Origin of the sequence: Microscilla marina ATCC 23134 (assembly GCF_000169175.1) — a bacterium.
In the GTDB taxonomy this organism is placed as follows: Bacteria; Bacteroidota; Bacteroidia; order Cytophagales; family Microscillaceae; genus Microscilla; species Microscilla marina.
Genome location: NZ_AAWS01000003.1, coordinates 307,217 through 319,847, shown reverse-complemented (window position 1 = coordinate 319,847; position 12,631 = coordinate 307,217). Strand labels below are relative to the sequence as shown.

Here is a 12,631-nt window from a genome sequence, read left to right as displayed (position 1 = left end):
TCTGATGGCTTCTTTTAAAGTTCGATAAACCAAGGTACGGTAGGGGCATTGCCCGAACCATAGGTTTCAAGAACTACTCCTTTTAAACCTTCGGTACTTAACAGGTTTTTTACCACCTTTGCCGAAATCCCCGGAAACATCTTCAATATTGCCACATTAGACTCCATGACAGGTTGTAGCTGCAGTTGGCGTGCTGAATTGTAGGGTAATATTGCTGAAAAGTTGTACTCGATATGGGTGCCTATAGTGGCCAATGCAGGATAATTTTCGGATTGAAAAGCGTCAAAGTGGGCACTTTCAAGCTTTTTGGCACGATTGCCCCTCAACAACAGGTCATGAAAACAAATACAAACCTCTGGCACAAGTGGCTTTCCATCTTTTTTGGCAGCCGCTATTTCTATTGAGGTCAATAAATTAGTGCGGGCATCGTTGCGCACTGTACCTATGGGCAACTGAGCTCCGGTGAGAATGACTGGCTTATTGAGTCCTTCTAACAAAAAACTAAGCGCAGAAGCACTATACGCCATAGTGTCTGTACCATGTAGTATTACAAATCCATCATATTGGGCATAATGTTCTTGTATTACTTGTGATATACGCAACCAATACTCAGGAGTAATGTCTGAAGAATCTATCAAAGGCTCAAGCGAATACAGCGTAAGTTGCATGTCGAAATGATGCAACTCAGGAATTTTCTCCAAAATTTGTTCAAAATCAAAAGGAACAAACCCCCCTCCTATTTTTGGGTCTTTTACCATTCCTATGGTTCCTCCAGTATAAATAATTAAAATTGCCTGTTCGGGAGGATTGGGGGTAGCAGTATCTATTTGTATTACTTTCATTTTAGTTCAGTCAACACCAGTTTCTTGTTTACTTCTTTGGTGGTGGTTCATTCTCTTGGGTTTCGTCTTTGTCTTGGGGTGGTTGCATAACAAAATGCTGAATCTTCAACTCACTTTTTACGCTGTCAAGTTTCAGGTTAGTCATAAAGTAACGTTCAATCCTTTCCTGTTCCATTGGAACATTAATTGGCAGACTTCTGCTAGAATCTTGTTGCCAAAACAAGGTAACCGTGGTAATACTCCGTTGTTCTTTATTTACACTCAAAGCGTTGGGTTTCTTTTGATCCTTGTTTTTGTCTTTTTGATTCGTCTTTTGGTTTATCGCTACATTTTCTTTCTTTACTTGTTCTATTTTAGGGAAAAATGACGTCCAAGAAAGTTTAAAATGTGGATGTTTGTTTTTTTTCCCTCCCTTACGCAAGGTCAGTAACTCTACTGAGTCTAATCGGGTAATCTCAGGAAATACTCCGTCCCAATCCAGTTTAAAGTGTTTAAGGTCTCTTATTTCTACCGAACTGCGTTTGCTAAGGTTAGACATACTTTTAGAATTATCAATGACCAAAAAATTAGGCAAAGGTTTCACTGTAACACTATCTATTAAAGGATAAAATATTTTTAACTCATTAGATATATGCACCATAAAATCGACATTGGTTCGCTGCTGTTGAATTTTTAGCTGTGCTCTTTGCAAAGAGTCAAACTTGGTTTCGAGCGTAGTAAAGTTATTCTTCAGGTCAAAGAAGTTAGCCACAATCTTCGAGTTAAGCTCGTCTATTTCGTCTTTGGTAATATTAATTCTGGAAATATTTAGGGTGTAATCTCCCAAACCACTTCGGTTCAGTTCATCGTTCAGGTTTCTTTTTTCTACTTGCGTAATTTCTTTTTGAGCCGATATATACAGTTTAATCTCTTTTTTATCACTTTTATCAATTACCTCCGAACGAATAATATCAAAGCCTGCTTTTCGCTTCAACTGTTCGTTTACTACTTCTTCTATGCGGTTTTTGGTGCGTTGCTCCTGAATAAAGGTTAATAAAAAGTAGATACTTGGAGCTATTACAGCTACTAAGAAATAAGGGATTAACCGGGCAAAAAACCTTTTTTGATGGTCTTTTAGCTCTTGTGCCTGTTCCATTTTTACCTGCGCCAACTCTGACTGCTCATCAACACTTAACCCTTTTTTGGTTTCAGCTTTTTCGCTCAATACCTTTACCCTGGCTTTACGCTCAGCTTTAATTATTTCATTAAACTTAAGGTATCGTACTATTAAATATGTAGAAAGGCTAATAAATACGGCGTTAATAAAAAACAAGTAAAAAGCTCCCAAAAACACTGTCCACTCCATTTTTGCCAACCCAAAGCCTGCCGAACAAAGCGGAGGCATCAAGGCTGTAGCAATGGCCACCCCCGGAATAGCGTTGGTTTTTTCTTTGCGTGAACCTGAAACCACCCCTGCTACCCCACCAAAAAACGCCACCAATACATCAAGCAAAGTAGGTTTAGTTCTACCCGAAATCTCTGGGGTAATTTCACCCAAAGGCGTAAATGCAAAATACAACCAACTTGCCAGCAAACTGGCAATCGTAGCAATCAATAGGTTTCTGCCTGAACGCTCAAGCATTTGGCGGTTGTTGATACCAAAGCCTAGTCCCACCCCCAATATTGGCGACATCAGGGGCGATATAAGCATCGCACCAATAATCACCGCAGTAGAATTCGTGTCTAAGCCTATAGACGCCAGCAAGGCCGAACAAACCAATATCCAAATATTGTATCCTCTAACCTCAATATTGGCATCGATTTCTCTTACTGTTGCTAAAGGAGCCGAGTCATGCAGAATATCCAAATTAGCATATATGCTTTTCCACAATGACCTGAGCTTATCCACGAAATGTAATTTAAACATGGGGAGTTAGATCAGTTAGTAAATGATGTTTGTATGTTTAAAAGTAATGAAAGTTTTAGGAAACAGAATTACTTGACACACAAATATAAAATTTAATATCAAATGTAGGCGTTTTTCGCATTTTTTGCAGTAATTGGCAGATTGATTTAAAATTATTTTCAAAGGTTTTAACCACCATACTAATATGCAGCCTATACCATCTTCTGAACTCATTTTAAGCCCCAATGGTAGCATTTATCATTTACATTTGTTGCCTGAACAAATTGCTGACACGATTTTGACCGTAGGTGATCCTAACCGGGTAGAAATGGTGTCCCGTTATTTTGACAAAATAGAATTGCGTATCCAAAAGCGTGAATTTGTCACTCATACGGGCTTACTGAACGGTAAAAGGGTAACCGTTATATCTTCGGGGATGGGTACAGATAATATTGAGATTTTGATGACAGAGTTGGATGCTTTAGTCAATATAGATTTGAAAACCCGAACCCCCAACCCCAGCACTCGATCTTTGTCTATCATCAGGTTGGGAACCTCAGGGGCTTTGCAGCAAGACATTCCTCTAGATAGTCTACTGGTTTCTGAATATGGCATAGGACTCGATACCTTGATGTGTTTTTATAATTTACCTCAAACCGAGAATGAAATGGCCATTGGAAAAAAATTACAACAAAACCTTGCGCTTCCTTTTACTCCTTACGCAGTGGCTTGTGATACCGACCTCAAAAAACAATTTGCTTTTGATATGCTGCCAGGCAATACATTGACTTGTCCAGGGTTTTATGCTCCACAAGGGCGCAAATTGCGGCTTTCGCCTAAAAACAGTGAATATATAGAGAAACTTGTAAACTTTAACCATAAAAACTTCAAGCTTACCAACTTTGAAATGGAAACCTCTGGATACTATGCAATGGCCAAGCTTTTGGGGCACAAAATACTCTCAGTCAATGCCATTATTGCCAGTCGTATCAACCATCAGTTTTCGTCTAATCCTCAAAAAGTAATAGAACGAATGATTGAGACTGTTTTAGAAAGGGTCTAAAAAATTATTTTTGAAGTGCTCATATTAGAGCTTGTTTAAAACACATCGGAAATCACTCTAAACACAAAAGTTTAAACAAGCTCTTACTTACAGTATTTGTCAAGGTATTTTTGTGCCTCTATTCCTCCTACTTTTATCGATTGTTTCCAGTCAGCACAGGCTTCGTTTTTCTTTCCCAGTTTTTGATATACTACCCCTCGGTTTAAGTAAGCCTCTGCACTGTACACATTATATTTAATTGCTTGATTGTAATCTTGTAGGGCCATGGTATAATCTTCTCTGGCTTGATAGGCAAAAGCACGGGCAAGGTATACATCTACATATTTTTTATTGATGCTCAATGCCTTAGCCCAATCTGTCAATGCTTTAGCTGTTTTATCTAGGTTATAATAGACCAATCCACGGTTGTAATACGCCATAGCAAAGGTAGTATCGGTACTAATTGCCTTACTATAATCTTTGAGGGCACCCTTCAGGTTATTTTTATTTTCTCTCAAAACGCCCCTTGCCACATAAGCCTGGGTATATTGGGGGTTGAACTTAAGGGCTTTATTAAAATCTTTCAGGGCTTTTTTATTCAATAATTTTTGATGATAAGTAGCCCCTCTTCTGTAGTATAGTTTTGCCAAAAATAAGTAATCGTTACGCGATTGACGCTCAACCAAGGCAATGGCCTTGCCATAATCGCTCAAAGCGTTGTCCATTTCAGACAATTCATACTTCAACAAACCTCTCCTGGCATACGCCTTTGCATATGTATTATCTACCTGTAAAGCACTGTCTAGATACTTTTGGGTTTCTCCCAGCTTTTTACTCTGATAAGCTTTCTTTGCTTTTTGCAAATATGCAACTGCTTTTGCTTCTTGTGCCTTGAGTTTACTTGCTGTTATTAGAAGGCATAATCCAAGAAATATATATCTTTGCATTGTATGGATTTTTAATAAGTAAAACTATAAAAATAACCTGCTCCATAGAACACTGTTCAACAAACAGGCATTACCTTCTCTTGGAACACTTTATTTTTTCTGTTTTAACTAACCTAAAGAATAGACAAAAAATATTTTCTCGTTTTGGAGGTGATTTTTTCATCCTGATTAGCTTTGCTGAGCTTGCTCTTTGGGTTACGTTTTTTTGTTCCACTGAGACTATGAGCTTCTTTTGCCCGTACCACAAAAAGTAAGTACTTTATCTCAGAAAGAAGCCTCCACGAATAAGTAACCTATTTTTCAACTATTCCTAAATTAAAACTCTTTTATTTGATACCCCAAGTTATAATGAAAAACTTACTTTTATCAATCTTTTTGTTAGGGTTGTTTTCAATTACATACCTACAGGCTCAGCCGCTCAAAAAAGTCCGCAAGTCTTCCCGTTTTGTACCCAAGGAGTTTAGTGTTTCTGCTCACTATGGCTCTATTATTAACAATGGAGAGCTCGTAAGTCACTTATCAAGCTCACACCCAGCAGGATTCGAAGTCAACGCTTCCTGGCTTACTACCGGAAAACACGGCTGGGAAGCTGCCTATGGTTTTCCTCAGATAGGACTTTCTCTTTTTTACTTTGACTTCAGAAACCCCATTTTAGGTGAGGCTTGGGCATTGGTGCCATTCATGAAATGGCGTCTAAGTGAAAACCGTCGCTCAAGGTTAGAGTTTAAACTTGGTCCAGGAGTCGTCTATACCAACAACCCTTGGACTATACACTCTAACCCCAAAAACCTGATGTTCAGCAGCAAATTCAATAACGTAATGTATATGGGGCTAGAGTATAATTACCGGATCAATTCACGCATAAAATTACATACAGGGCTTGACCTAAGTCACTACTCCAACGCGGCCTATAGCCTGCCCAATGCCAGTATTAACATTCCATCTTTAAGTTTGGGAGTCACCTATACTCCACATACCGAACACGTAGTGCTCAAAGACTCTTTGGCCAATTATGAAAAAAAGTGGAGCTTTCATGCTCTAGTTTCAGGCAGTATTATAGAGTTAGACGCCAATCAAGCTCGTAAAAACCATATAGTAAGCATTACAGCGTTGGCAAGTAAACGGGTAGGGCGTAAGAGTGCTCTGAATATTGGCATAGAATATTCACGAAATACGGCACTGGAGCAGTATGCTCGCAGGTTATACACCAATGCCCAACAACCTGTACCAGATTTTCGTAGAGTAGCCATTGTAGCTGGTCATGAACTGTTGGCTGGTCGTTTGGCACTTGTTACACAACTGGGTTACTACGTGTATCGTCCTTTTAGCAAAGAACCTGATAATACCCCAGTAGATATGCCTATTTACCAACGTTATGGAATGAAATATTATTTTCATAAACACTTTTTTGGGCAGTATACTTTTAAAACTTATTTGGGGGTAGCCGAAGCCATAGAATGGTCTTTAGGCTATTATTTCTAAACATCAATCCTCAAAACTTGGTAAACTTTCTCAACATATTTGAATGACAATGAAAAAGATTTTTTTATATACATTGAGCTTATTTGTTTTGTTAATTAACCATGCTTGTAACCCCGCAGAATGTTTGAAACGTACAGGCGAAATTGTTAAAGAAGAAAGAACTGTAAGTGACTTTACTTCTATTTTGATTAGTGACAACATAGAAGTAATATTACGTAACGATACGATTAGAACAATTACTGTAGAAGCAGGTAAAAACCTTATTTCATCTGTCAAAACAGAAGTAAAGGGCAGTATTCTGAAAGTAACCAATGAAAATACCTGTGACTGGTCAAGAAGCTATAATACTCCTGTAAAAATGAGCATAGGCGCTAAGTTTGTCCAAAATATCGAACATTTTGGTTTTAGTAAGCTACATACTACAGAAACACTTGAAGTAAACGACTTAAATATTCTTTGTAAAAACTCAGGTGATATTGACTTAAAAATTCAGGCAAATAGGATCAACCTGTTTACCTCAAGTACGTCTTATATCCATCTTGAAGGAAGTTCTAGTACTGCGTTTTTACATACCAATGGGATGGGAGAAATATTTGCAGAAAAACTTCGCGTGGAAAAACTAGATGTACTGCACGAAAATATTAATAATATGCATGTATTTCCGGTAAAATCGCTGAATGTAACTTTTAACCCACAAAACCAGGGAAATGTATTTTATTACAATGAACCTGAAAATATTCAGGTAGGGGGCACTGGTATAGGCAAGGTGATCAAAAAATAACATCTTCACTATCAATACTTTACCCTAAATAAAACCTTTTATTTTTGATATTTTCAAACAAAATATTGCATCACACGGCTTTATACTATATTATTGAATATATTTATAGGCTTATCGTAAACCTTAATAGATACATTTTTGTATAAGTTTATCATTTTTTGATTAAAACAGGTGTAAGTTTATATTTGAAAACGTAATTTAAAATCATTCTTAATTAAACAACTCAGTTTTCCCTAAACTTCTCCCCTGTTACAAAACCTTTCCACAACTCGGACTTGAATGTATAAAATAACAATAAAATTTTAATTTCACTTAGTATTCATTATGAGTCATAAAAATGCTACTCAAACTGCCAGTTTACGCTTTTCTCCAACAAGCAAGGCAGACTTCTTTTCTACACTTCGTAAGAATGTAGATAATTATTTCAAAGAAAACCAAATTTCAAAGTATGCTAACAATCACTTTGCATTCAAAACTATTGCAATGCTGAGTTTATATGTAATACCATTTGTATTGATTCTTACCAACTTTTTTTCGGCCTGGGCAATGCTGTTTTTCGCATTCTTGATTGGAGTAGGCAAAGCTGGTATAGGCATGTGTATCATGCATGATGCTAACCACGGAGCAACTTCTCCGTCTAAAACAGTCAATAAACTACTGGGAAGTACTATGTACCTACTAGGTGCCAGTGCATTTAACTGGCGTATTCAACATAACGTGTTGCATCATACCTATACCAATGTATTTGAAGTAGACGAAGATATAGAAACAAAATTTATCATCCGTTTATCGCCTTATGCTGAACTAAAGAAAATACATAAATACCAACACATTTATGCGTTTGCTCTCTACAGCCTGATGACCTTCTCGATGCTTTTTAAAGACTTTGTCAAGGTGTTTCGCTATACCAGCAAAAACTCTCAGTTTAAAAAGAAAAATACCAACCAGGCAAAAGAAGTTCTTATTCTTTTTTCTACCAAAATTCTTTATCTGCTAGTAGCTATTGGTTTACCTTTGTTATTGGTTGATATTACCTGGTGGCAACTACTGATTGGCTTCTGTGTAGCTCACTTCACTACAGGGTTTATTTTGAGTGTAATTTTTCAGATGGCGCACGTAGTAGAAGATACAGAACATCATCATATTCCAGAAAATGGACAAAACCTGGAAAATACCTGGGCTGTACACCAGCTACACACCACCGCCGACTTTGCCCGTAATAATAAGCTATTATCGTGGTACATAGGAGGGCTTAACTTCCAAATAGAGCACCACTTGTTCCCTCATATATGCCATGTGCATTACAAAGCTCTTTCTGAAATTGTGAAAAACACCGCACTAGAGTTTAACCTGCCTTACAATGAAATGCCTACATTTCGCAGTGCTATAGTTTCTCACCTAAAAACCTTGAAGGCTTTGGGAAGCAATGAGTTACAGCCTACCCATGCCTAAAACTGTGTTGCCTGCAAAAAACATAAGCACTTTGTCTCAGAGATAAAGTGCTTATGTTTTACTTAAAATTTAAGTGACAGTTATACCCATACTATCAAAGGGTACAATATATAGCTTTTAATTCTTCTTTATAATACCGTTTATATAAAGTATCATACTTTGGTTTTGGGAGTGTTGAGGGCTAGTCAATCAATCACACACAATCTTAAAATACTATTTTTCATTATGAGTCGCAAAAACGACCCTCAAGCCGCCAAGTTGCGATTTTACCCAACAAGCAAGGCTGATTTTTTTTCTACACTTCGCAAAAATGTAGATAATTATTTCAAAGAAAATGAAATTTCTAAATATGGCAATCATCATTTTGCCATTAAAACAGCAACAATGCTTGGTTTGTACATTATACCATTTGTACTGATTTTGACTGGATATTTTTCAATCTGGGTAATGTTATTTTTCACATTTCTTATTGGTATTGGCAAAGCTGGTATCGGAATGTGTGTGATGCATGATGCTAATCACGGCTCAGCTTACCCTTCCAAAACTATCAACAAAGTTCTGGGCAATACCATGTATTTGTTAGGAGCCAGTACTTTTGCCTGGAAAATACAACACAATGTACTGCACCATACTTATACCAATATCTACGATATGGACGAAGATATCGACAGTAAATTTATCATTCGTTTGTCGCCTTACGCTGAGCTAAAAAAGTTTCATAAATATCAACACATTTATGCTTTGCCTCTTTATTGCTTTCTCACCCTGGCCGTTTTGGTCAAGGACTTTACTCAGGTAATAAGCTATACCAGCAAAAACTTTCAGTTCAAGGCAAAAACTACCCAGTTCAAAGAGGTAACCATTCTTATACTTACTAAACTTGCCTATTTAGGCTGTGTACTCTTGTTGCCTTACCTATTGCTTGACATTACTGTATGGCAACTTGCCATTGGATTTTGTGTAGCGCATTTTACTACAGGCATTATCCTAAGTGTAGTTTTTCAATTGGCTCATGTAGTAGAAAACACTGAACACCATCAAGTACTGGACAATGAAGACAACCTGGAAAATACCTGGGCAGCCCACCAACTACACACCACCGCTGACTTTGCCCGTAACAACAGGTTATTATCTTGGTATGTAGGGGGGCTTAACTTTCAAATAGAGCATCACTTGTTCCCTAACATTTGCCATGTGCACTATAAAGCTATTTCTGACATTGTAAAAAACACTGCACAACAGTTTAACCTGCCTTATAATGAAATGCCTACATTTCGCAGCGCAATAAAATCTCATCTAAAAACATTGAAACAATTGGGGCAAGTAGAGCTACAATCAACCCCTGCTTAAAACCTCTTTTTTGTTTTTATTTGAATAATTTTCGTTTTTTACACCCTTAAATATTAAAACCTTATGATTTGATAAAGATCATAAGGTTTTTGCTTATTAATAGCGTTCATTTTTATATCGTTAAACCCATTACTAATGAAATTATTAGAAGGAAAAGTAGCCCTGATTACTGGTGCTTCAAAAGGAATCGGAAAAGCCATTGCGCAGAAATATGCTGAACAAGGCGCCCAGGTAGCTTTTACTTATTTATCTAGTGTAGAGAAAGGTCAAGCACTTGAGCAAGAGTTGCAGCAGGCGGGCGGTAAAGTAAAGGGGTATCGTTCTGATGCGTCAAACCATGAGGCAGCTATAGAGCTTGTAAATAATGTCATCCAAGATTTTGGCAGGTTAGATGTTTTGGTAAATAATGCAGGTATTACAAAAGATGGGTTGCTCATGAGGATGTCTGAAGAGCAATGGGACCGTGTAATAGAAGTAAACCTTAAGTCAGTTTTTAACCTGACCAAAGCCAGTATGCGTCAAATGATGAAGCAAAAAAGTGGGTCTATTGTGAATATTACTTCGGTAGTAGGCATAAGAGGCAATGCCGGACAAGCCAATTACTCTGCGTCAAAAGCGGGAATCATTGGTTTTACCAAGTCGGTAGCATTAGAACTAGGCTCAAGAAATGTGCGCTCTAACGCCGTAGCTCCCGGTTTTATAGAAACTGAAATGACAGGCGAGCTTGACCAAAAAGTAGTTGACGAATGGAAACAAGGCATACCATTGAAAAGAGCAGGAGCGACCAATGAGGTGGCCGATTGTGTGGCATTCTTAGGTTCTGACATGTCAAGTTATATGACTGGACAAGTGCTACAAGTAGACGGCGGAATGCTTACTTAAAACAAACAGGCAGTTAATGTAGTTTTTACGTAAAGTATATATTAACTGCCTTATTTTTTATTTTTTCTTAAAAGATCAATACCCTATTTCACTACTTATATAAAAACTTGAAGTGATTTTTATTTTGTTTTTTTAGACATTGTAATGTTTCTGATAGTTTCATTACCCCTAACTACTAACATTCATCTACATTATTCGTTATTTTTAAAGATGGTATCTCACAATCCCAAGGTATAGTATATATTATACAATCTCCATGAAAAATATTCAAAACATTGAGCCTAATTTAGTTCTTAAAAGCATAGAAAAGCTATCAATGGCTTTTAAAGAATCTGAACTAACCGATCAAAATAAAACAAAAATTTTGCACTCTTTGCGTGAAGAAACCAAAGTTGTAAAAGATTTTCTTCACTGCAGCGATGACGAAGCCTGGCTCTTCTCTGTAATGTTTGCAATGAGTATTAGCGGAAAAGATACCGATTTGGATAGTCTTACTCAATACCTGTCTTGCAATCCCTTCTTTATTGTAAGCCTTTCTCCTGTGTTAGAAAGCCTGGTGAGTAAACGTTTACTCATCAAAAATACTGGGTATGATATGAAAGTCATTGCCACCCGTTTTCACGTATCAAACTATGTGTTCAATGCTATTTCCCTTAATAAATCTATCCCAAAAAACGATCATTTTGAAGATGTGTATGAAGTAATAGAGCGAGTCAATGAAATGATTTGCGAACGGGAAAAAAACAACATTCCTACCGACGAACTTTTTACTGAAGGGCTGGATTTGTTAAAGCGTGAGGCTAAACGTTTTAAACTTGTACAAAGCATCTTGGACTTCAATCTTTATGAAGATGATACACTATTGTTAGTACACCTTTGCCATGCCTTTGCCAACGACTCAAACGAAGCAGACATAGAACGTTATATATATTATGTATACGACTCTATGGGAAGTAAAATCAGGGCAAAGAAAAACCTGTTTTCAGGGCAGTCGCAATTGATTGAGCAAGACCTTGCCTGCTTTGTTGATGATAGTTTTTATGGGGGTAAAGAGTTAGCACTTACTGACAAAGCTATAGATTTATTATTTTCTGAAGATTTGGGGGCTTTGGAAAAAAGCAAACCCTTTAATCCTAAACATTGCATATTCATTGCCCCAGAAAAGATAAAACCAGTGTCGCTTTTTTTCAACCAAGAAGAAAAGAAGCAACTTGATTTGTTTTTTGAACTGTTGGAAGAGAATAATTTTAAGAAAACCATCACTAAGTTTGAGAAAATGGGGTATGCATCTGGGCTTACTTTTTTGCTTTATGGAGACCCTGGCACCGGAAAAACCCAAATAGCCTATAACTTGGCACATACCACCAACCGACCATTGTTATTGGTAGATATTTCATCTATTCGTGATAAGTATGTAGGAGAGTCAGAAAAGAGAATAAAGCAGGTGTTTAAAACCTATAAACAAGCTAAAGATTATTATGATCAGTGCCCTATTTTGTTTTTTAATGAATCTGATGCACTGATAAGTAAACGTTATGAAGTTTCATCAAGTGTAGACCAGATGAACAACAGCATGCAAAATATCTTACTACAAGAGCTAGAAGATTTTGAAGGTATTTTGATTGCTACCTCTAATATGAATATGAACCTGGACAACGCCTTTGAAAGACGTTTTTTATATAAAGTAAAGTTTCACAAACCTGATACTAAAACCCGTCAATTAATTTGGCAATCAAAAATTGCTGATATAAGCGACAAAGATGCAAAAAAACTAGCAAGGGATTTTTTACTTACTGGTGGGCAAATAGCCAATGTAGTAAGAAAATACACCCTTGAGAATATACTTAAAGACAGCCTACCTAACATAGCCGAACTAAGAGAATTATGCACTAACGAGTTTTTTGGGAAGAATGACCGTATGATAGGCTTTAAAAAATAAAAGCGGAGACCGTTGTACAATCTCCGCTT

10 protein-coding genes are annotated in these 12,631 nt (G+C 37.1%); 7 read left to right on the top strand and 3 right to left on the bottom strand.

Going from position 1 to position 12,631, the window contains the following annotated elements; all coding sequences use genetic code 11:
• Positions 1-14: 14 nt before the first annotated feature.
• Together M23134_RS03915 and M23134_RS37490 are read right to left on the bottom strand one after the other, a co-directional pair.
• Positions 15-842, bottom strand: a complete 828-nt coding sequence (locus tag M23134_RS03915; RefSeq protein ID WP_002694072.1) for an asparaginase — start codon at positions 840-842, stop codon at positions 15-17.
• Positions 843-870: 28 nt separating this feature from the next.
• Positions 871-2,748 carry a DUF389 domain-containing protein gene (locus M23134_RS37490; protein WP_053337236.1) on the bottom strand — a complete coding sequence of 626 codons (1,878 nt, stop codon included), beginning with the start codon at positions 2,746-2,748 and terminating at the stop codon, positions 871-873.
• Between the two features lie 184 nt (positions 2,749-2,932).
• Between M23134_RS37490 and M23134_RS03905 the strand changes: the two genes are divergently transcribed.
• Complete coding sequence (locus M23134_RS03905) at positions 2,933-3,790, top strand: nucleoside phosphorylase (protein WP_002694069.1); 858 nt, start codon at positions 2,933-2,935, stop codon at positions 3,788-3,790.
• Positions 3,791-3,873: 83 nt separating this feature from the next.
• Here the strand turns inward: M23134_RS03905 and M23134_RS03900 are convergent, their stop codons facing one another.
• The gene (locus M23134_RS03900) at positions 3,874-4,716 is read right to left on the bottom strand and encodes a tetratricopeptide repeat protein (protein WP_002694068.1); all 843 of its coding nucleotides are present in this window, start codon (positions 4,714-4,716) and stop codon (positions 3,874-3,876) included.
• Positions 4,717-5,064: 348 nt separating this feature from the next.
• On the opposite strand from M23134_RS03900, the gene M23134_RS03895 reads away from it, so the two are divergent.
• The 6 genes from M23134_RS03895 (at position 5,065) to M23134_RS03870 (ending at position 12,602) form a co-directional block, all read left to right on the top strand.
• Complete coding sequence (locus M23134_RS03895) at positions 5,065-6,198, top strand: acyloxyacyl hydrolase (RefSeq protein WP_002694066.1); 1,134 nt, start codon at positions 5,065-5,067, stop codon at positions 6,196-6,198.
• Between the two features lie 49 nt (positions 6,199-6,247).
• Positions 6,248-6,979 carry a GIN domain-containing protein gene (locus M23134_RS03890; protein ID WP_045112939.1) on the top strand — a complete coding sequence of 244 codons (732 nt, stop codon included), beginning with the start codon at positions 6,248-6,250 and terminating at the stop codon, positions 6,977-6,979.
• A gap of 324 nt (positions 6,980-7,303) precedes the next feature.
• A complete protein-coding gene (locus M23134_RS03885; RefSeq protein ID WP_002694064.1) occupies positions 7,304-8,431 on the top strand; it encodes a fatty acid desaturase family protein in 1,128 nt (375 codons plus the stop codon).
• Positions 8,432-8,656: 225 nt separating this feature from the next.
• Complete coding sequence (locus M23134_RS03880; RefSeq protein WP_002694063.1) at positions 8,657-9,781, top strand: fatty acid desaturase family protein; 1,125 nt, start codon at positions 8,657-8,659, stop codon at positions 9,779-9,781.
• Between the two features lie 135 nt (positions 9,782-9,916).
• Positions 9,917-10,663: a 3-oxoacyl-[acyl-carrier-protein] reductase gene (fabG, locus tag M23134_RS03875; protein WP_002694062.1), complete on the top strand. Its 747-nt coding sequence runs from the start codon at positions 9,917-9,919 to the stop codon at positions 10,661-10,663.
• Positions 10,664-10,919: 256 nt separating this feature from the next.
• Positions 10,920-12,602, top strand: a complete 1,683-nt coding sequence (locus tag M23134_RS03870; RefSeq protein ID WP_002694061.1) for an ATP-binding protein — start codon at positions 10,920-10,922, stop codon at positions 12,600-12,602.
• Positions 12,603-12,631: the final 29 nt, after the last annotated feature.